General features: G+C 71.8%; 16 protein-coding genes. 7 read left to right on the top strand and 9 right to left on the bottom strand.

The genetic code is table 11. The features are described 5' to 3' along the window. Window positions 1-62: 62 nt before the first annotated feature. The 6 genes from OG542_RS08745 to OG542_RS08770 form a co-directional block, all read right to left on the bottom strand. Window positions 63-2,123: a beta-galactosidase gene (locus OG542_RS08745; protein WP_328409662.1), complete on the bottom strand. Its 2,061-nt coding sequence runs from the start codon at window positions 2,121-2,123 to the stop codon at window positions 63-65. Window positions 2,124-2,149: 26 nt separating this feature from the next. Next, window positions 2,150-2,968, bottom strand: coding sequence for a carbohydrate ABC transporter permease (locus OG542_RS08750; RefSeq protein ID WP_328409664.1), 819 nt, complete (start codon window positions 2,966-2,968; stop codon window positions 2,150-2,152). After that, on the bottom strand, window positions 2,965-3,906 hold the full coding sequence (locus OG542_RS08755; protein ID WP_328409666.1) for a carbohydrate ABC transporter permease: 942 nt from the start codon (window positions 3,904-3,906) through the stop codon (window positions 2,965-2,967). Before OG542_RS08755 ends, OG542_RS08750 begins: the two co-directional genes overlap by 4 nt. Before the next feature lie 100 nt (window positions 3,907-4,006). Next, window positions 4,007-5,356, bottom strand: coding sequence for an ABC transporter substrate-binding protein (locus OG542_RS08760; RefSeq protein ID WP_328409668.1), 1,350 nt, complete (start codon window positions 5,354-5,356; stop codon window positions 4,007-4,009). Between the two features lie 23 nt (window positions 5,357-5,379). Continuing rightward, window positions 5,380-6,441, bottom strand: coding sequence for a LacI family DNA-binding transcriptional regulator (locus OG542_RS08765; RefSeq protein ID WP_328409670.1), 1,062 nt, complete (start codon window positions 6,439-6,441; stop codon window positions 5,380-5,382). Between the two features lie 222 nt (window positions 6,442-6,663). Beyond that, the gene (locus tag OG542_RS08770; protein ID WP_328409672.1) at window positions 6,664-7,428 is read right to left on the bottom strand and encodes an SIS domain-containing protein; all 765 of its coding nucleotides are present in this window, start codon (window positions 7,426-7,428) and stop codon (window positions 6,664-6,666) included. 153 nt (window positions 7,429-7,581) lie between these two features. Between OG542_RS08770 and OG542_RS08775 the strand changes: the two genes are divergently transcribed. The 6 genes from OG542_RS08775 to OG542_RS08800 all read left to right on the top strand — a co-directional run bounded on the left by OG542_RS08775 (window position 7,582) and on the right by OG542_RS08800 (window position 16,853). Next, on the top strand, window positions 7,582-8,466 hold the full coding sequence (locus OG542_RS08775; RefSeq protein WP_311128309.1) for a MurR/RpiR family transcriptional regulator: 885 nt from the start codon (window positions 7,582-7,584) through the stop codon (window positions 8,464-8,466). 140 nt (window positions 8,467-8,606) lie between these two features. Beyond that, the gene (locus tag OG542_RS08780) at window positions 8,607-12,815 is read left to right on the top strand and encodes a glycoside hydrolase family 38 N-terminal domain-containing protein (RefSeq protein WP_328409675.1); all 4,209 of its coding nucleotides are present in this window, start codon (window positions 8,607-8,609) and stop codon (window positions 12,813-12,815) included. Continuing rightward, window positions 12,812-13,459, top strand: coding sequence for a peptidyl-prolyl cis-trans isomerase (locus OG542_RS08785; protein ID WP_328409677.1), 648 nt, complete (start codon window positions 12,812-12,814; stop codon window positions 13,457-13,459). Before OG542_RS08780 ends, OG542_RS08785 begins: the two co-directional genes overlap by 4 nt. Before the next feature lie 102 nt (window positions 13,460-13,561). Beyond that, the gene (locus OG542_RS08790) at window positions 13,562-14,935 is read left to right on the top strand and encodes an extracellular solute-binding protein (RefSeq protein WP_328409679.1); all 1,374 of its coding nucleotides are present in this window, start codon (window positions 13,562-13,564) and stop codon (window positions 14,933-14,935) included. Between the two features lie 2 nt (window positions 14,936-14,937). Continuing rightward, window positions 14,938-15,978 carry an ABC transporter permease subunit gene (locus OG542_RS08795; RefSeq protein ID WP_328409681.1) on the top strand — a complete coding sequence of 347 codons (1,041 nt, stop codon included), beginning with the start codon at window positions 14,938-14,940 and terminating at the stop codon, window positions 15,976-15,978. Then, window positions 15,975-16,853, top strand: coding sequence for a carbohydrate ABC transporter permease (locus tag OG542_RS08800; protein WP_328409683.1), 879 nt, complete (start codon window positions 15,975-15,977; stop codon window positions 16,851-16,853). The genes OG542_RS08795 and OG542_RS08800 overlap by 4 nt, the downstream gene beginning before the upstream one ends. Here OG542_RS08800 and OG542_RS08805 read toward each other — a convergent pair. Both OG542_RS08805 and OG542_RS08810 read right to left on the bottom strand, forming a co-directional pair. Beyond that, a complete protein-coding gene (locus OG542_RS08805) occupies window positions 16,817-18,988 on the bottom strand; it encodes a glycoside hydrolase family 3 N-terminal domain-containing protein (protein ID WP_328417842.1) in 2,172 nt (723 codons plus the stop codon). The two genes, OG542_RS08800 and OG542_RS08805, sit on opposite strands and share 37 nt — an antisense overlap. An 80-nt stretch (window positions 18,989-19,068) precedes the next feature. Next, window positions 19,069-20,265, bottom strand: coding sequence for an N-acetylglucosamine kinase (locus OG542_RS08810; protein WP_328409685.1), 1,197 nt, complete (start codon window positions 20,263-20,265; stop codon window positions 19,069-19,071). 18 nt (window positions 20,266-20,283) lie between these two features. Here OG542_RS08810 and OG542_RS08815 point away from each other — a divergent pair, with 18 nt between their 5' ends. Then, on the top strand, window positions 20,284-21,552 hold the full coding sequence (locus tag OG542_RS08815; protein ID WP_328409686.1) for a glycoside hydrolase 5 family protein: 1,269 nt from the start codon (window positions 20,284-20,286) through the stop codon (window positions 21,550-21,552). A 4-nt stretch (window positions 21,553-21,556) separates the two neighbouring features. Here the strand turns inward: OG542_RS08815 and OG542_RS08820 are convergent, their stop codons facing one another. Further along, entirely contained in the window at window positions 21,557-23,041 is a 1,485-nt protein-coding gene (locus OG542_RS08820) for a glycoside hydrolase family 3 N-terminal domain-containing protein (protein WP_328409687.1), read from the bottom strand. Between the last annotated feature and the right edge of the window lie 47 nt (window positions 23,042-23,088).

A 23,088-nucleotide genomic window follows, 5' to 3' on the forward strand; every position in this document is an offset into this window, starting at 1 on the left:
AACAGGCTGCCGGTGACGGCCCGTGAGTAGTCCAGCAGCGGGTCGGGCACGAAGGATGGTTGCTACGGCGCCTCGTCCTGAAGCACCTTCACGTCCCACGGCCCGAGAGGCACCGTGTCGCCGTAGACGGTCTCCGACAGCACGTCCCGCACGGCGGGGGGCACCGGCACGGACACCTCGTCCCACGACCAGTTGTGCAGGAAGCGCACGCGGCGGCCGTCCCGGGCGGTCGCCGAGGTGGCCGTGACGCTCGGGTGGGCGGGACGCCAGGCTCCGTCCGGGGCGTACCGGTCGAACAGGGCCCGGGCGAAGACGGGGTCGGGCACGGTGCCGACGTAGGTGATGCGGCCGGCGCCGTGGCGGTGCGTGGTGACCGCGGGCCAGCGGCCGAAGTGCGGATGGGTGTACGCCGCCAGCGTCTCGGCGCCCTGCGGCCGCAGTCCGTCCGCCCAGTGCAGGGCGTGCGCGTCGGCCGGGAGGGGGAAGGAGTCCGTTCCGGTGACGGGCAGCGGGTCGCGCAGATTGCTGAACTCGTCGTACGCCACCCCGGCCGCGTCGGCCAGCCGGCCGGGCTGGAGGTCGGTGCGGGCCCTGGCCTCGGTGTCGCCGTAGCCGGTGCGGGGGCCGAGGACGAGGTGGCCCCCGGCCTCGGCGTAGGCGCGGAGCCGGTCGAGGACGGTGTCGTCGGCGGCGTAGTAGGCGGGGACGACCAGCAGGGGCGGCAGGTCGGCGTCCGGGAGCTGCCCGGGGTGCAGCACGCGTGCCTGGAGTCCCGCGTCGAAGGCGCCGCGGTAGAAGGCGTCGAAGATCTTCTCGTACGACCTCCCGTCCGGGTTTCCGTCGGCGTCGGCGAGCGGAGGCTGGCCCTTGAGCGCCCATTTGCTGGGCCCGTCGTACAGGAAGGCGATGTCGGCGTCCGGGGTGAGGGCCGACACGAGGTCCCCGGCCTTCTCCAGCTCCGCGCCCAATGCGGCCAGTTCGCGATAGACACGGCCGGGCCTGCCGTTGTGCGGGAGGATGCCGCCCCAGTAGGTCTCGGTGCCGAAGTGCAGGGTGTGCCAGTGCCAGTACTCGATCATCGAGGCGCCGCGGGAGATCAGCGCCCAGGCGGCCTGGCGCCACTGGCCGTCGTAGGCGGGGCGGTTGTCCCACGGCCCGCTGATGGCCTGCGCGTTGGTCTCGGTGACCAGGTAGGGCTCCTGGCGCGATGAGTACATGCGGTCGGCGCTGCGGTACAGCGCCCAGGTGCCGTTGGTCGTCCAGTGCTGCCCGTCGCCGTTCACGTCGGGCAGGGCGAGGGCGTCCTGCATCGTGTAGTACGGGTTGCCCGCGGTGACGTCGAGACGCTCGGTGAGGCGGTCGTCCTCGACGCCCTGGCGGTCGTAGGAGATGCAGGTCGTGACGAACTGGCCGGGGTGGGCGTACTCGCGCACGATCTCGGCCTGCCAGGCGATGAACTCGGTGGTGAGCCGGGCCTGGAAGCGCCGCCAGGCCAGGTCGTACTGCGGCTGGGCGTTGCCGTCCGGGGTCCACAGGTCGGCCCAGGTGGACAGCCGGTGCGACCAGTAGACCAGGCCCCATTCGCGGTTGAGGGTCTCCACGTCGCCGTACCGTTCACGCAGTTCGTCGGTGAAGCGCTGGAAGACGCCGTGGTTGTGGAAGAGGTGCAGGCCCGGTTCGTTGTCGACCTGGAAGCCGATGACCGCCGGGTGGCCGGCGTACCGGCCGACGACCTTGCGGATGATCCGCTCCGCGTGGAAGCGGAACGCGGGGTGGGTGAAGTCGACCTCCTGGCGGGCGCCCCAGCCGATGCGCTCGCCCGTGCGGGACTCCCCCGCGATCTCCGGGTACTGCCGGGCCAGCCACGGCGGCACCGCGTACGTCGGTGTCCCGAGGATCACGGAGATGCCCCGCTCGTGCGCGCCGTCCAGGACCGGCTGGAGCCAGTCGAGGTCGAAGCGGCCGTTCTCGGGCTCCCAGGTGGACCAGACCGACTCGCCGACGCGGATCACCGTGAAGCGGGCCTCGGCCATCAGGTCGAGGTCGTCCTTGAGGCGGTCGTACGGCTGGTACTCGTGGTAGTAGGCGGCGCCGAACAGGACGCGTCGGGGCAGCTCGAACATGCTTCTCCTTCAGGTGAGTTGGCGAGTCAGCCTTTGACCGCGCCCGTGGACAGGCCTTCGAGGAGCTGTTTGCGCAGCATCACGAAGAGGGCGACGGCGGGCAGGACGGCGAGGACGGCTCCGGCGAGCACCAGGTCGTACTGCCGTTGCTCCGACACGAACAGGGTCTGCAGGCCCAGCGGCAGGGTGTACTGGGAGCTGTCGGAGACCAGCACCAGCGGCCACAGGAAGCTGTTGTAGCTCTGCAGGAACTGCCAGACGGCCAGGGCGCCCAGCGAGGGCCGCAGCAGCGGCAGCACGATGGTCCGGAAGATGCCGAACTCGCTCGCCCCGTCGATCCGGGCGGCCTCCAGCACCGAGTCCGGGATGGACTGCACGATGTACTGCTGCATCATGAAGATCCCGAACGCGGGCGCCACCCACGGCACGATCAGCGCGAACCACGGACTGCCGAGCCCGGTCTTCACGAGGATCACGAACAGCGGCACGAGGATCACCGCGAACGGGATCGACAGCGAGCTGAACATGACGTTGAACAGCAGCCGCTTCCCGGCGAAGCGGAACTTGGCGAAGCCGTAGCCGGCGAGCGCGCAGACGAAGACGGACACGGTCGTGGCGACGACGGCGACCACCGTGCTCATCAGGAACCAGCGGCCGAAGGGCTGGTCGGTGAGCAGGGTGCGGTAGTTGTCCAGGGTGAACGGGTCGGGGACGAGCTTCGGCGGATAGCCGAAGATCTCGCCGCGCGGCTTGAACGAGCCGCTCAGCGCCCACAGCAGCGGGGCGAGGAAGCCCAGGAACAGCAGGACCAGTACGCCGTACAGGGGCAGCCGGGCGCGTGTCATGAGGCGGCCCTCCCGATGCCGAGGAGACGGTTGATGAGTTGGCTGAGGCCGAAGACGAGGACGAAGAGGACGACGGCTGCGGCCGCCGCGTAGCCGAACTGCTGGCGCTGGAAGGCGGCCCGGTAGATGAACATGGTCACCGAGAGGGTGGACTCGGCCGGTCCGCCGCCGGTCAGCAGATACGGCTCCTCGAAGATCTGGGCCGCGCCGATGAAGGACGTGACGACGACGAACGCCGTCACCGGCTTCAGCGCCGGCAGGGTGACGGTGGTGAAGGTGCGCAGCCGCCCGGCCCCGTCGATCGCGGCGGCCTCGTACAGCTCCCGGGGCACGTTCTGGAGTCCGGCGAGGAAGAAGACCGTGAGGTAGCCGGTCCAGCGCCACAGCATGACCAGGGCGATGCTCACCTTGGCCAGGCTCGGATCGCCGAGCCAGTCGACGCCACCGGTGCCGAACAGGGCCCGCAGCACCGCGTTCGCGAGCCCGAACTGCCGGTCGAAGATCAGGCCGAAGACCAGGGCGACGAGGATCGGGGAGACGACGATCGGCACGAAGTAAGCGGTCCGCCACAGGTCTCGTGCCCGCAGGCCCCGGGTGTTGAGCGCCTGGGCGATCAGCAGCGCGAGCGGGACGATGACACAGACCGAGACCAGCACGAAGACGGCCGTGTTGCCGAGGGCCCGGTGGAAGCTGATGTCGGTGGCGAGCAGCCGGTAGTTGCGCAGCCCCACCCAGTGCGGGGTGCCGAGCCCCACCCACTCGGTGAGGCTCAGCCACAGCGAGACACCGACCGGGACCAGCATGAACAGGACGTAGAGGAGATAGAAGGGCGAGATGAAGAGGTAGGGCGCCCAGGACCTCTTCGGCCGACGCCGCATGTCCGTCTCACCGACGCGCTCGCGGGTGGATCGACTCGGCCCGGCTACAGCGGTGGTCATGATGAGGGACCTCCTGAACAGCGCCCCGAAAGGGGCGCGGGGGACTGCGCGACCAGCCACGACGCGGCCGCGGACCAACGACGGCACATCACGGCAGCCCCTAACGCCCGGCCTGGTCACGGAAGTCGGTCGCGGTCTGCTTCAAGGCCTGCCGTGGGGTCAGGTTGCCGCGATAGGCGCGCAAGAGGTTGCCCGCCAGAACGTCGTAGAGAATCGACTGGTCGGGACTCTGATGAAACGGCGGCACATCCGGCAGCAACGAGCGATAGAGCCCGAACAGCCGCTGCCCGCCACAGAACTCGTCCTCGTACGCACCCAGCCGCGGATCCTCGTACACGGACCGCCGCGTCGGCAGATAGCCGGTCTCCACGAACCGCCGCACCTGGCCGTCGTGGGTGAGCCACGTCTTGAAGAGGAACTCCGTGGCCGCCCGGGTGTTGGCCTTGTCCTTGATGACACTGAAGCCGGTACCGCCGAGCGCGGCGGTCACCCCGCCCCCGGCCGCGAACCGCGGAAGCGCCCGCACCCGCCACTTGCCCTTCTGCTCGGGCACATTGGGCAGCAGGCCGTAGTTCTTGTACCAGATGGCCATGGGCAGACCGATGACCCGGCCCTGTTTCAGCGCCGTCTGCATGGCGGCCCCGTAGTAGTCGGCGACGTCGACGACGAACCCGCTGCGCAGCCCCTCGCAGAGGAACCGCAGCACCTCCTCGGCCTCCGGCGAGTCCAGCCGCAGGTTCCCGTCGGCGTCGAAGAACGCGCCGCCGCGCTGGTAGAGCAGCATCTGGAAGGACTGCACGACCTGGCCCGGGTCGCTGCCCACCGTGGAGACGACGCACATCGACGCCTCGTGGTCCCGGTACACCCGGGCTCCGGCCTCGGCGAACTCCTCCCAGGTCTGGTCGCCTTGAAGGAGCCCGTACTCGTCGAAGAGGTCCTCGCGGTAGAAGTACACGACCATCGGAGTGTCCGAGTCGAAAGCGTAGACCTGGCCGTCCCTGCTGAAGGGGGCGATGCGGGCGGGCAGCAGGTCGTCCTTCAGGCCGGGGACGGCCTCGATGTCGGGCGTGAAGTCGTGCAGCAGCCGCTCGGCGATGTCGCCGCGCAACATGCGCGGGAAGCTGCCGATCTCGAAGCCCACCAGGTCGGGTGTGCCACGTCCGGCGACGGCCTGGGCGAGCAGCTTGGTGACGATGTCCGAGGGCCCGGAGCGGGTGACCTTCAGGTGGTAGCGGAAGTCGGTGGCGCGGTCGGCCTCCTGGACGCCCTTCACGAAGAACGCCTCGTAACCCGGGTCGTGGGTCCACAGGGAAAGGGTGACGTCGCCGGAGGTGCGGGGGGTCGTATCGCCCGCTCCGCAGGCGGAGAGTGCGGAGGCCGAACCGAGGCCGAGGGCACCGCGCAGCAGGGCGCGGCGAGTCGGAGGGGCGGGGGACGGTGGGGTGTACACACGTGACTCCTCACGTGGTGCGGCTACGGGCGGGGATGCGCGGGGCCCGGATCGCGTACCGGGCCGGTGGAGGCCCGGACGGTCAACTCGACCGCCTGGTCGGCGGGTTCGGCCGGTGCGGGGCGGCCCTCGATGAGGGCGATCAGTACGTCGACGGCGCGGTCGGCGACGGCGGCGAAGTTCTGCCGGACGGTGGTCAGCGGCGGGGAGAGATAGGCGGCGGCGGGGATGTCGTCGTAGCCGACGACACTCACGTCGCCGGGGACGGCGCGGCCCGCGTCGGCGAACGCGCGCAGGGCCCCGATGGCCATGTCGTCGTTGGCGGCGAACACGGCTGTGACATCGGAGAGGCGAGCGAGCTGCCGTCCGGCGGCGTACCCGGAGGCCGGGCTCCAGTCACCGGTCGAGGGCAGGGGCGGTTCGGGTGCGCCGGCGGCGGCGAGCGCCTCGCGCCAGCCGCGCAGACGGTCTCGGGCGGCCCACCAGTCCTGCGGGCCGGGCAGGTGCCAGACGGTGCGGTGGCCCAGGGAGAGCAGATGCTCGGTGGCGATCCGGGCGGCGGCGACGCCGTCGCCGCCGACCACGGCCCCGGTGCCGCGGGTCAGCTCCACCCCCTCGCCGACGCTGACCATCGGCACGTCCGCGCTCAGCCTGAGCGGCGTGCCGTCGTCGATGGGCTCGGAGAGCACGACCCCGTCCACGCCCTGTTCCAGCAGCGCGTCCACGGCGACCGAGACTTTCTGCCCTTCCAGGGTGCTGGCCAGGGCGATGGAGTACCCGGCGCGCTGCATGGCCCGCTCCAGGGCGATGAGCAGGGTCGACGGGCCGTAGAGCGAACTGCCCAGCGAGACCACGCCGATCCGCCGGTAGCGGCCGAGGAGCAGGGCCCGTGCCGCGGTGTTGGGACGGTAGTCCAGTTCGCGGATGGCCCTCAGGACGCGGTCGCGCACCTCCGGGCTGACATGCGGCTCACCGTTGACGACCCGCGACACGGTCTTCTGTGACACCCCGGCGGCTCGTGCGACCTCGGTCATGCCGGGACCACGACGGGGACGCCCGCCGGCGGCGGCACCAGTCGCTGTCATGAGGGCTCCCAGAGATGGCACGGGGCATGGACTACGTAGTCAAGCGCACTCCACTGAAGAGAAGGGCTTGCATGACTACGTAGTCAGGCCAGTGTGGGAGTCGCGGCGGGCGGGGTCAATGGCACGGACGGAACCTGTCTCCGGCGCCCTGTGGACTCCGGCTCAGGCTGCCTCCTGGAGCAGCGCTCCAGGCGCCGTCCCTACGGTTCGGTTCGGTCCGGTTCAGCTCGCGGTGCGGCGGATCCGGCCCTCGTACTTCTTCTCCAGTTCCAGGTTGCCCTCGAAGCCGCCGGGCACATTGGCCGAGACGTAGACCGGAGGGCGTTCGCCGGCCGCGAGGAGGCGTCCGGCCGCCTCGGCGACGGTCATCTGGACCAGCATCACGCCGGTGAGCGTGGACAGGGCGCAGACCGAGCCGCCGCCGGGGAGTTCGAGCAGGGAGTCGCCGGGCGGGGCCGCGTTGTCGAGGACGACGTCGGCGATGTCGGCGAGCTTGCGGCCGCTGGGGTGGGCGGCGGGGACGGCCCGGGTGTGGGAGAGGGAGGTGAGGGCCAGGACGCGGTGGCCGTGCTCCTTGGCGTGCAGGGCCATCTCCACGATGACGTTGTTGACACCGGAGTTGGAGATGACGACGAACAGGTCCTGGGGGTTCGGGGCGGCGAGGTCGTAGATCCGCTGCGCCACCCCGGCCTGCCGTTCGAGGAGCGGATCGTCGAGGACGGCCGGGTCCTCGCCGCCATGGAGGACGAGGTCGGCGATGCTCAGCCGGTTGGTGGGGACCAGTCCGCCGGCCCGGCCGGCGAGTTCGAGGACGAGGGCCTGCGAGTGGCCCGTGCCGAAGGCGTGGACGACACCGTCCGCGCGCACGCACTCGGCGACCAGGTCGGCGGCGGCGGCCACATCGTCGCGGGCGGACTCGATGACCTGCTGGAGGACGGCGAGGCTCTCCCGCGCGAACCCCTGGGCGCTCACAGACTCGACGGACACGCGACACACTCCCCACTGATGGATTGAACCACCCTATACTTCTCCATCGATGAATCAATAAATCGCCCTTCAATAAATCACACAGCTTCTCGGCGTTCAATCGGGTCCTGGTATCCAAGTCATGCCATGAAGGGTGGCTGGTACCTTCTCCCCATGCCTCCCACGGACGTCACCACACTGATCCGTACCGAGCTGCCCCGGCTGGCGGGCTCCCTGCGGAAGGTCGGCGAGCTGATCCTGGAGGATCCGGCCGCCGTCACCCACTGTTCGGCCGCCGAGCTGGGCCGGCGCACCGGCACCTCCCAGGCGACGGTGACCCGCTTCTGCCGGGCCATCGGGCTGGACTCCTACCAGCACCTGCTGATCGAACTGGCCCAGGAGCGCGGCCGGGGCGAGGTCTCCGAGTGGGGCACCGCCGAGATCGGCCCGGACATCTCGCCCGACGACAGCCTGGAGCGAGTCGTACAGGTCGTCGGCAGCGCGGATCTGCGGGCGGTGCAGCAGACCATCGACCGGATCGATCTCGACGCGGTCGAGCGTGCGGCGCAGGCCACGGCCCGGGCCCGCCGTATCGACGTCTACGGCGTCGGCGGCAGCGGGGCCGTGGCCCAGGAGACCGAGACCCGGCTGTTCCGGATCGGCTGCGCGGTGCGCGGCTGGACCGAGGTGCACGCCGCGACGACCTCCGCCGCCCTGCTCACGCCCGCGGACGTGGCGATCGGCATCTCCCACTCCGGGGCGACGCGCGAGACCATCGAGCCGTTCGAACTGGCCAAGGAGCGCGGGGCCACCACCATCGCGATCACGGCCGACACGCGCTCGCCGCTCGCCCGGGCCGCCGATGTCCGGCTCGTCCCCTCGTCCTCGGAGACCAGTTTCCGCACCGGCAGCATCGGGGCCCGGCACAGCGTGCTGGTGCTCATCGACTGCCTGTACGTCCGGGTCGCCCAGCTCTCCTACCAGCGCGCGAGCGCCTCGCTGGCGCTGACCGACCATATCGCCGGGCAGCATGCGGTGAAGTCCCGAAGGGCCAGGTGAGCATGGCCGAGGGGGCGCGAGACGCCGAACGAGCATGGCCGAGGGTGCATGGATGAACCACCAAGTTGACGTGAAGATGGTTGTTTGAATCACTCCTGCCGTGCAGGATGGGGCTCCCCCAGAGCACTCGTAGGAGCCCCATGCGCGTCACCTCTGTCGAGTCGACCGAGCTCTTCACCGGGACCACCGAGCAGCCGCGCCAAGTGGTGGCCGTCGAGCTGAGCCACGCCCCTGGCCGGTCCGTCCGGCTCACCATCGAGGGCCCTGGCCTCACCGGCACCACGGAGACCACCGTCGGCGAGGACGGCACCGTACGCGCCGAGATACCCGTCACCGGCGAGGGCCTGGTTCCCGGCGACCGCCGCGAGATCACCGTCACCGCCACGGACGGGGACGAAGTCACCACCCGCACCGGCGAGTTCACGGCGGCCGAACCCGGCTGGACCATGTTCATGGTCAGCCACTTCCACTACGACCCCGTCTGGTGGAACACCCAGGGCGCCTACACCGAGACCTGGGACGTCGCCGACGATCCGGCCACCAGCGGACTGCCCGCCCGCACCTTCGACTCGCGCGGCCAGTCCGGCATGAGCCTGGTCCGGGCCCACTGCGACCTGGCCCGCCGCGACCCGGCGTACACCTTCGTGCTCGCCGAGGTCGACTACTTCAAGCCCTACTGGGACTCCTTCCCGGAGGAGCGCGCCTTCCTGCGGCAGCTGATCCGCACCGGCCGGGTCGAGATCATGGGCGGGACCTACAACGAGCCCAACACCAACCTCACCGGCGCCGAGGCGACCGTGCGCAACGCCCTGTACGGCGACGGCTTCCAGCGCGGGATCATCGGGGCGTCCCCGGAGACCGCCTGGCAGCTGGACGCCTTCGGGCACGACCCGCAGTTCCCGGGGCTGATGGCGGACGCCGGGGTCAGTTCCAGTTCGTGGGCGCGCGGGCCGTTCCACCAGTGGGGGCCGACGCTGTCGGTGTTCGGCGAGGAGCCGAGGGACCCGGGCCGGATGCAGTTCCCGGCCGAGTTCGACTGGATCGCCCCGTCGGGGCGCGGCCTGCTGACCGCGTACATGGTCAACCACTACGGCGCCGGCTGGGCCATCGACAACGCGCCCACCCTGCCGGAGGCGAACGCCGCCGCGTACAAGCTGTTCCAGCGGCTCAAGCAGGTCGCCCTCACCCGCAACGTGCTGCTGCCGGTGGGCGGGGACTACGCGCCGCCGTGCCGCTGGGTCATGGACATCCACCGCGACTGGAACGCGCGGTACGTGTGGCCGCGGTTCATCAGCGCCATCCCCCGGGACTTCTTCGCCGCCGTCCGCGCGGAACTCGAGGCGGAGGGCCGCAAGGCCTCCCCCCAGACCCGGGACATGAACCCGGTCTACACGGGCAAGGACGTCTCCTACATCGACACCAAGCAGGCCCAGCGCCACGGCGAGTCGCTCCTCGCCGACGCCGAGTCCTGGGCGACGCTCGCCTCGCTCGTCACCGGGCACCCCTATCCGGACGCGGCCCTGGACAAGGCCTGGCGGCAGCTCGTCTACGGCGCCCATCACGACGCCGTCACCGGCTCGGAGTCGGACCAGGTGTACATCGACCTGATGACCGGCTGGCGGGAGCTGCACGACCTGGCCGCGAGCGTGCACGCCGACGCCACCCAGGCCCTGGCCGACCAGGTCGCCCCCGGCGACGGCCCCGACCTGGTCGTGTTCAACTCCGCGACCTGGGCGCGGCGGGACGTGCTGACGGTCGACGACCCGGGGCTCGTCCCCCGAGGACTCCCCGCGGTCCGCGAGGACGGCCGCCTCCATGTCGTCGTCCCGGAGGTTCCCGGCATGGGCCTCAAGGCCGTCCCGCTCGCCGAGGGGTCCGTCCCGGGATGGGCGCCCGCCGAGGGCCTCACCATCCGCAACGAGTTCTACGAGGTGACGGTCGACCCGGCACGCGGCGGGGGCGTCAGCAGTCTGCGCGCACTGACCGAGGGCGGCCGGGAGCTGCTGCGCGCCGGGGACATCGGGAACGAGATCGTCGTCCAGGAGGAGTACCCGAGGCATCCACGCTTCGGCGAGGGCCCCTGGCACCTCACCCCGACCGGCACCACCGCCGCCCGCGGCCGGGACGTGACCGCCGAGGTGCGTGCCGAGCACTCCGCCGCCGGTTCCCGCCTCACCGTCACCGCCGACCTCGGCCTCTTCCGCTGCACCCAGCGCCTGACGCTGTGGCAGGGCGTCGACCGGCTCGACGTCACCACGACCGTCGACGGGTACGACGGCACCGACCGGCTCATCCGGGTGCGCTGGCCGTCGGACGTGCGGGGCGGACTGCCGGTGCACGAGGTGGCGGACGCGGTGATCGGGCGCGGGTTCGGGTTCGTGGAGGTGGACAGCGAGCGGTTCCCCTGGACGCTCGACAACCCGGCGAACACCTGGTTCGGCCTGGGCTCCACCGCACGGGTCGCGGTGCACGACGAATCCGGCGCGCTCCTCGGGCACCGCTCGATCGGCGTCGCCGAACTCGTGTACACCGACTGGGACGTGGCGGGCGACCTCGGCACTCCGCTCGCGGCGGCCCTGGTCCGGGCCGGGGTCACGGCGACCTCGACCATCGCGGGCGGCCCCCGCTACGGCGACCTGGAGGTCGACTCCAACCTCCCCGACATCCGGATCGCCGTCGGCGGCCCCGACCGCAACCCCGTGGTCGCCGAGGCGCTCGGCTGGGACCCTGCGGCCGGACGGGAACTCGGGCGGCAGCTCGCCGAGCGGGGCGTGGCCGCCGTCTGGGTCGCGCCGCGCGCCTCTCTGCGCGAGGAGTGGATCCCCGGGGCCGACCTGCGCGACCTGGAACGCCTGCCGCTGCTCGTGGTGGCGGGCGCCCGCCCGGAGGACGACGCCAAGGCGGTCGACGCGCTCGTCACCGACCTGGACGACTTCACGGTGACGGCCACGGCCGCCGGGGGCGGCGAGGCCCTGCCGCCCGGTGACGCCTGGGACGGGCGCGGCTTCGCCGTCCTCAACCGTGGCACGCCCGGCTGCGTGGTCACCTCCTCCGGCGACCTCTACATGTCCCTGATGCGCTCCTGCACCGGCTGGCCGTCCGGCATCTGGATCGACCCGCCGCGCCGGACCGCCCCCGACGGCTCGGGGTTCCAGCTCCAGCGCTGGTCGCACACCTTCGAGTACGCCGTCGTCGCGGGCCCGGGCGACTGGCGTGAACTGCGCCTGCCCCAGGCCGGGCACGCGTACAACCGTCCGCTGACGGCACGGCTGCGGCGGTCCTCGGGTGCGCTTGCGAGGGAAGTCGCTCTGCTGGGCCTGAAATCCGACGGCGAGGTGCTGCTCGACGCGTTCAAGCCGGCCGGCTCCCCGCTGGCCCGGGGCAGCGCGGCGCCCGTGGATCCGGGGCAGGGAGTCGTCGTCCGCGTGCACGAGGCCGACGGACGCCCGGTGCGGGCACGGGTGACCGGCCCGGTGGCATGGGCCTCGGGCGCCCGCGCCGACGTCCTGGAGACGCCCGGGGAGCCACTCGCCCCGGGCGGGGACGGCTGTCTGGACGTCGCTCTGACCGGCTTCGAGGTCGCCACGATCCTGGCCACACCGGCCCACGCGCCCGACCTCGCGCCCGGACCGGGCACCGACGCCCACGAGCCCGCCCAGCCGATCGCCACCCGCTACTGGCTGCACAACTCCGGCCCCGCCCCACGCGGCAACATGCCGGTCGCGGTGTACCTCTCCCCCACCGCCCTCACCGCCGACGGCCCCGTCACCGCGACCGTCCGGGTCTCCTCGGAACTGACCGACGCCCCCGTGTCGGGCACGGTGGCCTTCGAGACCCCATCGGGCTGGACCGCCGAGCCGGCCGAACTGCCCTACAGGCTCGCCCCCGGCGGCTTCACCCTCACGGACATCACGGTGACACCACCGCCGGACGCCGCCCCCGGCCGGCACCGGCTCGCCGCACGGCTGTCGTACGGCGGCCAGACGTACGAGGACGTGGTGGCCCTGGACGTGCCTGACGGGCACACCGGCCCGACTCTGGTGACGGATCTGGGAGTCGAGCGAGTGACCGTCCGCCGGGGAGAGCGGGCCCGGATCCCCGTGACCCTGCGGAACCCCACGCGCGGCCCCGTCAACGGCACGATCTGGGCCGTCTCCTCCTGGGGCACCTGGCCCGGCGTCACCCCTGCCTGCCAGGGCTTCACGGCGCCCGGCGGGGAGCGGGTCGAGTGCGTGATCGAGGTGGACGGCACCGCGATACCGCCGGGTTCGTACTGGCTGATGGCCAAGGCGGCCTGGCACGGCCGCGTGGCGTACACGAAGGCCGTGGTACTGGAGGTGACGCCTTGACGGAGGACTACGCAGCGCGCGTTCAGGGTGAGGCCATCCTGAAGGAACGCGTGGCCCACTTCCTGAATGCCGGCTCTACATCGCCCTCCAGGGGCGCGGGGAACTGCGCGACCAGCCACAACGGCGCCGCACGTGCAGATCGCCAACGACAACGCTGGGCAACCCAGGTAGTCATCACAGACGAACTCGCCCGCCGAGCCTGCGCGCAACGAAGCCTCGCCCCACCGGACGACGTCCTGCCGACGCAGCTGCTCACCGTTCCCGAAACCGACATCGCCGACCTAGGCAGCATCATCGCGGCAGCCCTGGCCCACTCCCCCGCAGCCCGAGCCCTGCTCGCCGACCTGGAACGCGACCAAGACATCCCGGAAACGGCCGTACAGGACTACTACACCCGCAACCGGGACCGCTTTCTCACCCCCGAAGCGCTACGCCGCGGGGTCGACCCGTTCGCCCCGGCGGAACCCTCGGACGTCCTCCCCTACGACCACGTCCGCGAGGACATCGCACACGAACTACGCCACGCCGCGGCCCGCCGCGCCTTCTTCAACTGGCTCGACGAGGCCCGGGCGGACGTCGAGTACGCCGAAGGCTACGAGCACCCCGGCGACCCCACGCACCAGGACCACGAACACCGTCACTGAGCAAAACCATTGACCTCCGATGAATTCTGGTCCACATTTTCATCAATCGAAGTCCAACTTGGTGATTTGAGCCAGCACCGACTGGTTCCCAGGAGGGCAGCAATGCGCGCAAGAAGACTCACCGGCTCCCTGACCTGTCTGGTCGTCCTGACCCTGACGGCCGCCGGCTGCGGCCTGTCCGGCGGTGGTTCCGACGGCGGTGACGCCACAGCCGGCGGCTGCAAGGTCGACAAGGGCAACGTCGGTTCCGGCAAGCTCTCCGGCGAGGTCAAGGGAAAGATCACTTTCCAGACCACCAACCTGAAGAAGGACTTCGGGAAGTACTTCAACGGCGTCATCGACGCCTTCGAGCAGGCGCACCCCGGCACCGAGGTCAACTGGATCGACGACCCGGGCGACGCCACCTTCACCCAGCGCCTGGTCGCCGACGCCCAGGGCTGCACGCTGCCGGACGTGGTGAACATCAACGTCAACACGGCGGTGGCGCTGACGAGGAACGGCTACCTGCTGAACCTGGACGACAAGGCACCGGAGGCGGGCAAGCCGTTCGCCCCCGCGCTGTGGAAGTCCAGCATGTACGCCGACGCGGACGGCAAGAAGGTGCACAGCGTGCTGCCCTGGTACTCCGGCGGCATCGTGCAGACCTTCAACACCGACCTGATGAAGAAGGCGGGCCTGGACCCGGCCAAACCTCCGACGACCGTGCTGGGCCTGTTCGACGACGCGGAGAAGGTGGCCAAGGCCTCCGGCGGCAAGTACTACGCGTTCCTCGCCAACCCGCAGCTGCGCATCCCGGCCGACTGGCAGCAGATGGGCATCGAGATCCTCTCGGCCGACGGCAAGAAGTTCACCTTCGCCGACGACCCGAAGACCGCGCAGTGGGTCGAGGCCATGGCCGAGCTCTACAAGGCCGGCGGCATGCCCAAGGACTCCCTGTCCTCCACGCAGGACCCGGCCAACGTCTACGGCCAGGGCAAGCTCGTCTACGGCCCGACCAACCCCAACTTCCTGCGGTTCATCCAGCAGAACAACCCGAGCGTCTACAAGAAGACCGGCGTCGCCCCCTTCATGCTCGACGCGCTCGGCCACACCGTCGGCGCCCCGCAGTACGTCGGCACCGCGTCCACCAGCAAGAACGCCTCGACGGCGCTGGCCTTCGCGCAGTTCCTGACGAACGCCGAGAACCAGCTCGCCTGGGCCAAGGACCCGAACGTCGTCATCTTCCCCTCCACCACGGCCTCCCTGAACGACCCGTTCTTCCAGTCGGTCAAGGGCGACGACCCCTTCGCCGAGGCCCGCAAGATCGTCGCCAGTGACCGCAAGACCGCCACGGCCGACGAGATCGCCCTGACGCCCGGCGAGCTGAACGCCATCTCGGCCCAGATACAGCTGGCCATGCAGGGCAAGAAGAGCGCCGAAAACGCTCTGAAGGAGGCGCAGTCCAAGGCGAACCAGCTGATCGAGCAGGGCAGCTGAGGATGACTCAACCGACCGTCCACGAGGCGCCCGTCCCCGCTCCCCCGGGTGCGGGCGCCCGACGCCCCGGCGGCGCTTCCCCCTCGCCCCGGCCGCCGGGGCTCCTGCGCCGCGCCCTTCGCTTCGTGACGCCCGGCCCGAGCGCCGACGCGGGGGGCGCGGCGCTCCACCGCCGCTGGTGGCTGCCCTGGCTGTGGATGACCCCGGCACTCGTCGGCGCGACCGTGTTCGGGGTCTTCCCGTTCCTCAACACGGTCGTCGTCTCCTTCACCGACGCCAAGCCGCTCGGTGGCGCCTACAACCTCGTCGGCCTGGACAACTACCGCCGGATGCTGGGCGATCCGGACTTCTGGCTGGCCACCCGCAACAGCCTGCTGTACGCGCTGTTCGTCGTCCCGCTGATGGTGCTGCTGCCGCTGCTGCTCGCGATCCTCGTGGAGAAGAACCTGCCGGGCATCGGCTTCTTCCGCTCCGCCTTCTACACGCCGGTGCTCGCCTCCAGCGTGGTCGTGGGCCTGAGCTGGCAGTGGCTGCTGAGCGACCAGGGGCTGGTCAACACCTGGCTGCAGCAGGCGCACCTCATCCGGGAGGCCATCCCCTTCCTGTCGGACTCGTGGCTGATCCTGCTGTCGGCGATGGGCCTGACGCTGTGGAAGGGCCTCGGCTGGTACATGATCTTCTACCTGGCCGCCCTCGGGAACGTCCCCAAGGAACTGCACGAGGCGGCGGCCGTGGACGGCGCGGGCGCCGTGCGCCGCTTCTGGCACATCACCGTGCCCGGCGTACGCCAGTCGATGATGCTCGTCGGCACCCTCACCGGCATCGGCTCGCTGCGGGTCTTCACCGAGATCTACATGCTGGGCGGTTCCACCGGCGGCCCCGGCGGCGCCGACCGCACGCTGCCCTTCTACATCCGCGACGTCGGCCTGGACCCGCTCACCGGCAACGCCGGCTACGGCGCCGCCGTCAGCGTCGCCCTGTTCGCCCTGACCCTGGGCCTCACGCTGCTCGCCCAGCGCCTGACGAAGGAGGACGAAGCATGACGACCGCCGTCGACAAGCGCCATCGCCTGATGCCCCGCTGGCGGGACTACGGCCGCCCGCGCGAACTGGTCGTCCGCTACCTGCTACTGGTGTTCGTCCTCTTCATCACCATCGGCCCGCTGCTGTGGCAGCTGCTGTCGTCCCTCAAGGGCGCGGGCGAGGACGTCTTCGGCGCCGGTGCGTCCCTGATCCCCCACCACCCGACCCTGCGGGCCTACCGCGAGATCTTCGACCAGGTCCCGGTGTGGACGTACATCGGGAACAGCCTGGTCATCGTCGCGCTGTCCGTCACGAGCCAGCTCGTCTTCTCCACCCTGGCCGGCTACATGCTCTCCAAGCCCGGCTGGAAGGGCCGCAAGCTGGTCTGGGTGGTGCTGATGGCGTCCATGATGTTCCCCTTCGAGTCGATCATGGTGTCGCTGTTCCTCAGCATCCGGGACATGGGCCTGGTCGACCATCTGGCCGGTGTCTGGCTGCCCGGCTTCGTCGCCGCGATCAACGTCCTCATCATGCGGGCCGCGTTTCTCGCCGTACCGCGCGAGATCGAGGACGCGGCCATGCTGGACGGTGCGGGTGAGTGGAAACGCTTCCGGTACCTGTATCTGCCCTCCGCCTACGGCGCGATCCTCGTCGTCACCATCAACACCTTCATCAGCGCCTGGGACGACTTCCTGTGGCCGCTGATCGTGCTGCGCTCGGAGGAGCACTTCACCCTGACGCTCGGTCTCGCCCGGCTCCAGAGCTCGTCGTTCGGCTACGACCAGCGGATGGTGATGGCCGGCTCGGTGATCTCCGTGATCCCGGTGCTCGTGCTGTTCGTCATCACCCAGCGGTGGTTCTACAAGGGGGTTTCCTCGGGGGCTGTGAAGCTCTGAGTCGGTACGGCGGTCAGGGCGGCCCGCGCGGATTCGGCGACGCGGAACTCGACCACCGTGCCGGGCGGAACGGCGGTACGGAGGTCGGCGCCGAGCGGGAACGCGACCGTGCGGGTCTCGCCCGGCGCCAGATCGACAGCCCGGAATCCGTGCAGCTCCAGCGTGCGCGGCCAGACGGGGGTTCGCAGCCGCCGCAGGTAGAGCTGGGCGACGGAACGGCCCCGGCGCCGGCCCGTGTTGGTGATGTCGGCCTCGACGGTGTGCCCTGACAGCCGCGGCGGGCCGTACGCGAAGCTCGTGTACGACAGCCCGTGCCCGAAGGAGTGGAGCGGCTCGGCGCTGTCGTCCACGTAGCCGCCGTACTCGGTTTCCTTGTGGTTGTAGTGGACGGGGAGCTGGGCCGCGGAGCGGGGCAGGGAGACGGGCAGCCGGCCGAGAGGCTCGGCGAGGCCGAGCAGCACCTCGGCGATCGCCTCACCGCCCCACGGGCCGGGGTACCAGGCGGTGAGCAACGCGGCCGCCATGTCGGGCACGAGGTGCGGGCGGCCCTGGATCAGCACGACCACGGTCGGCGTCCCCGTCGCGACCACGGCGTCCAGGAGCGCGTACTGTGCGTCGCCCAGCCGCAGTCCGGCCAGATCGACGCCCTCGCCGCAGGTCATCTCGGACACGACGGTGCGCGCGGCGCCGTTGGCGTCGAACTCCGTGCCGGGCGTACGGGCGCTGCTGCCGCCCAGCACGAGCACGGCCAGATCGGACGCGGCGGCCTCGGCGATCGCCTCGGGGATGCCGGAGAGGTCGTCGCCGGTGAGGGCGCAGCCCTTGGCGTGGCGTACGTCGATGCCGGTTCGCCGGAGTGCGTCGAGGACGCTGGTGCCGGTGCCGGGGCGTTGCGGGGCGGTGTAGTCGCCCAGTTGGTGGGCGACGGTGCCGGCGTGCGGCCCCAGGAGGGCGATACGGGAACCGGTCGATACGGGCAGCACGCCGTGGTCGTTGTGGAGCAGGGTGACGGCGGCACGGGCGAGCGCGGTGCTCAGCTCGCGTCCGACGGCCGGGTCCGGGAACGGGACCGCGCTGTAGGGCTGTTCGAAGAGCCCCAGGCGGAACTTGAGCCGCAGCACCCGGGCGACGGCCTGGTCCAGGGCCTCCTCGCTCACCAGCCCCCGCTCGACCGCCTCCTCCAGATGCGTGAAGCCCTCGTCCCACAGGCTCAGGTCGACCCCGGCGTCCAGGGCGAGGGCACCGGCGGAGACCTTGTCGCCGGTGACGCGGGCCAGCCGGTCCACGGCCAGTCCGTCCGCCATGACCAGTCCGTCGAAACCCCAGCGGTGGCGCAGCAGTCCGGTGAGCAGGGCGCGGTTGCCGCAGCAGGGCATCCCGTCGACCTCGTTGTACGCGGCCATGAGGGCGGCGGCTCCGGCCCGGACACCGGCGTGGGCGGCGGGCAGGTGGATCTCGTGCAGTTCCCGCAGGCCGAGTTCGGACTCGGCGGAGTTGCGGCCGCCGACGGTGGCGCCCTGTCCTGCGAAGTGCTTGAGGACGACGGGGGCCTTGTCCGGGGCGAAGGGCCCGCCCGGTTCCCGCTCTCCCTGCATGCCGCGGACGAGCGCCTCGGTGAGCCGGGCAGCGAGGTACGGGTCCTCGCCGAAGCACTCCTCGGTCCGGCCCCAGCGCGGGTCCCGGGCGATGTCCAGGGCCGGGACCAGGGCGACATGGCCGCCGCGGGCGCGCAGTTCGACGGCGGCGTGGGCGGCGGCCCGCTCGTACAGCGCGGGGTCCCAGCCGGCGCCGACGGCCAGGTTGACGGGCAGGACCGTGCCGTCGAGGGCCATGTGCCCGTGCGGCACCTCCTCGACGAACAGGGCCGGGATGCCGAGCCGGCTGTGCTCGACGACGTGCCGCTGGACGAGGTGGGCCAGTTCGGCACCGGCCTCGGCGCCGGACCCGGTGGTGTGGCCGACGCCCGACCAGGCGTCGGCGCGCAACAGCCCGTACAGGGCCCCGAGTCCGGCGAAGCGCTCGGTCTCGGCGTGGAGGGCGTCGGTGAGCGCGAAGCCGCCGTCGGAGGTGCGTCGGTAGGCGTCCCAGCCGTACATCCGCTGGTTGAGCTGACCCGCCTTCTCGCGCAGGGTCATACGCGAGAGCAGGTCGCGGACGCGGTCGTCGACCGGGGCGGTGGGGTCGCGGTACAGGGGCGTGCCCTGCCGGGTGGCGGTCACGTACGGCCCTGGTGAGCGAGCCGGGCCAGGGCCACGGCACCCCGGCGGCCGTCGGGGACCCAGTCGAGGTGCAGGCCGAGGGACTGGAGGAGGCGGGCTTCCAGGCGCGGGGTGAGCGGCCCGCCGGGCCCGAGCAGACCTCCGGTGGCCACGACCCGTTCCCCTGGGCGTGGGTCCAACGCCCTTACGGCTTCAGTGAGTTGGTCGGCCGCCTCGTCCAGGATGGCCAGAGCGACGGCGTCCCCGGCCGCCTCGACGACCAGCGGTGCGAGCCGCGCCAGACGGATGGGCGGCTCGGCCATGACGGCGGGGAGCAGGTGCCTGCGGTAGGCCTCGCGGTGGAGGCGGGACCAGGGCGTGTCGTCGTGGGGCGGGAGGGGGCGCCGGTCGACCGGGGAGCCGGTCCCGGCCGCTCCGGTCCGTGCCGGGCCGGCCGACTGCCCGCCCGCGGGCGGCACCGCCTCGCGCCGCGCCTCACGCGAGGCACCCTCCGCGCCGCCCTGGACCACGTCGGGCGACAGCCTCCGCACCGCACCACCGGACGCTCCGCCGGGCAGCACCTCGCCCGGCACCCCGAGTTCTCGCCCCACCAGCTCCGCCAACACGGTCGGCGCGCCCCTCCCGTCGGCCATCCGCAGTGCCGCCCGGACCGCCGCGCGGCCGATCCAGAAGCCGCTGCCGTCGTCGCCGAGGAGCCAGCCGTCGCCGTCCACGGTGGCGGTGCCGCGCCGGCCGGTGATGCGCATGGCGACCGCGCCGGTGCCGGCCACCAGGGCGAGGCCGTCGGCCGGGGCGCCCGGGGCGGAGGCGAAGGCCGCTTCGATGTCGCTGCTGATGACGGGCGGGCCGGCGTCGATGCCCAGCCGGCGCAGGGCGGCGGTGAGGGCGGCCAGGGCGTTGCGCCGCCCCGGTTCGTCGGCGACGGCGTCCGTCGCGCCCGCGAAACCGCCGGCCACGGCCACGACCCGGTCACGGACGGACTCGGGCACGGCCTGTCCGACGGCCTCGGCGAGATGCTCGGTGAGCTGCGGCACCGGGACGGTCAGGGCGTTGCCCGGCCCGGCGGCGCCCTCGCCCAGCGGACGTCCGTCCGCGGCGGTCGCCAGGACCGCCCGGGTCCGCGTGCCGCCCGCGTCGAGGCCGACCACCAGAGACGAGCCGCCTTGACGCTCCTGGTTCAATTCATTACCCATCGCCGACTATGGTGATTGATGCATTCACCCAGAGCAAGGGATCTGGGTGCTCGACCCGAGGAGGATCCCATCCCCACGCTCCGCTTCGGCGTCAACTACACGCCCCGCCGCGGCTGGTTCCACGCCTGGCACGACTTCGACCCGGCGCATGCCCGCGAGGACCTGGACCAGATCGCCGCGCTCGGCCTCGACCACGTCCGGGTCTTCCACCTGTGGCCGCTCCTGCAGCCCAACCGCACGCTCATCCGCCCCGCCGCCGTGGACCAGCTGGCGCACCTGGTCGACCTGGCCGCCGAGGCCGGTCTCGACGTCCTCGTGGACGGCGTGCAGGGCCATCTGTCCAGCTTCGACTTCTACCCGGAGTGGACGCGCAGCTGGCACCACCGCAATGTCTTCACCGACCCGGAGGCCGTCGCCGCCCAGGCCGAGCTGATGCGGACCCTCGGCCGCGCCCTGGCCGGCCGCCCCAACCTCATCGGCCTCCAGCTCGGCAACGAGCTCAACAACCTGGTCGAGCACAACCCCGTGACCGCGGACGAGGTGGACCACTACCTCGACATCCTGCTGTCCGCCACCCGCGAGCACCTGCCATCGGGCCGGCTCGCGACCCACTCCGCCTACGACGCGGCCTGGTACGGGGACGACCACCCCTTCACCCCCGAGGCCTCGGCCCGCAAGGGCGATGTCACCACCGTCCACCCCTGGGTGTTCTCCGGCGACTGCGCCCGCCGCTACGGCCCCCGCTCCCCCCAGGTGCTCCACCTCGCCGAGTACGGCACGGAACTCGCCAAGGCCTACGCCGAGCACCCGGCCCGCCCGGTCTGGGTCCAGGAGACGGGCGCCCCGGAACCCCACATCCCGGCGGCCGACGCCCCGGACTTCGCGCGGGCGACCGTACGGAACGCGGCCGGGTGCGAGGGACTGTGGGGCGTGACCTGGTGGTGCTCCCACGACGTGGACCGCTCCCTGGCCGACTACCCCGAACTGGAGTACACCCTGGGCCTGTTCGACGCGCGTGGCGATGCCAAGCCGATCGCCACGGCCCTGTCCGAGACCGTCGCCGAGGTGCGCGCGGGGCGCCACCCCGCCCGGTCCCGCGGCACAGCCCTGGTCCTGGACTGCACGCCGTCCACGCGTTCCGTCTCCGGGCCGGGAGGCGCGTACTTCGACGCGTGGATGGCCCTGCGCACGGAGGGCGTCCACCCGGCGGTGGTCCTGGCCGGGCGGGCGGACGACGCGGCGTACCTCGCGGCGCGCGGCATCAAGGAGGTCGTACGGGTGCCGTGAACTCTCAGGTGCCCGCCAGCGCCTCGGCGACGGCCCGCAGATTCACCCGCCCTCGCCCGTAGGAACAGAGCGCGCCGCCCTCCGGCAGCCCGGTGTCGATCCGTACGGCATCGGGCCGCCGGGACATCAGGGCGGCGCGCAGCCGCTCCTGCCAGGGATGGAGCCCGGCATCGCAGGTGGCGACGGCCAGCGGGGTGTCACCACAGGCGCGCAGAATCTCCTCCACGACCGCGTCCGGGTCCGTCGGCTCTCCGGTGACCGCGGTGCCCGTGGCCGTGGGGTCGACGGCGCGCACCGCCGTCAGCAGGTCCTCGCCGCCCCAGTTGAGCGCGGGATGCGGCGGCGGGAACAGGTCGACGACGTGGGCGCCCCGCACGGCCGACGGCACCGGCCGGCCGCGGACAGCCCGGCGGGCGGCCTCGAGACCGGCCCACGCGTCCCAGCCGTCGGCCGCCCCGGCCGGAGCGGCGTACCGCACGGCGAGGCGCCGCACCCGCCCGGCGGCCTCCCGCACCCGTTCCTCGGGCAGCACACCGGTGCGCAGCGCGCCGAGCACCGTGTCCCGGCAGGCCAGGGTGATTTCCAGGTCCGGCACGGCCACGATGACCTGGTCGGCGCCCGCCGCGAGGGCGATCCGCGCCCCGGCGGCCTCGCCGTAGCGGTCGGCGATGGCCTTCATCTCCAGGGCGTCGCTGACCAGGACCCCGTCGAAGTCCAGCTCGTGGCGGAGCAGATCGCCCAGGATGCGGCGGCTCAGGGTGGCGGGCCGCTCGGGGTCCAGCGCCGGGTAGACGACATGAGCGCTCATGATCATCGGCACGCCCGCGTCGACGGCCGCGCGGAACGGCTCGAAGTCGGCCCGCAGTTCGTCGTACGACCGCGGGTCGACGGCGATGCCGTGGTGGCTGTCGGTCTCGGTGCCGCCGTGCCCGGGGAAGTGCTTGGCGCAGGAGGCGACGCCCCGCCGCTCGGTGGCGGCGATCCAGGCCCGCAGATGGCGGGCCGCCAGCGCCGGTTCGGCACCGAAGGACCGGGTGCGCACGATCGGGTTGCGCGGATGGTGCTGGAGGTCGGCGACCGGCGCGTAGGACACCGTGATGCCGAGCGAGGCCAGATGCCCGGCCAGGGCGTCGGCGCAGCGGCCGGTCAGCGCGGGATCGTCGGCCACTCCGAGCGCGAACGATCCGGGCACCTCGGGAGCGCCGGCACCCACCAGGTGCCCGATCCCGCCGCCCTCGTTGTCGATCCCCACGAGCAGGTCGGGCCGCAGGGCCCGCAGCTCCGCGGTGAGCCGCCGCACCTGCTCCGCGTCCCGCACGTTGCGGGTGAACAGGATGACGCCGCCGAGCCCTCGGTCGACGAGCCGCTTCAGCTCGTCCGGAACCCCGGCCGTCCCGTCGAACCCCGCGACGAGACAGCGGTGAGCGGCCTCGTCGAGATCGACGGGAAGGCCGGCGGGACGTGCGGGCGGATGCGCGGAGGAGGTCACTCCGCCCATTTTCTGGCTCGATCATCCATTAGTCAACAGGGTGATGG

Source organism: Streptomyces violaceus (assembly GCF_036014075.1).
GTDB lineage: Bacteria > Actinomycetota > Actinomycetes > Streptomycetales > Streptomycetaceae > Streptomyces > Streptomyces violaceus.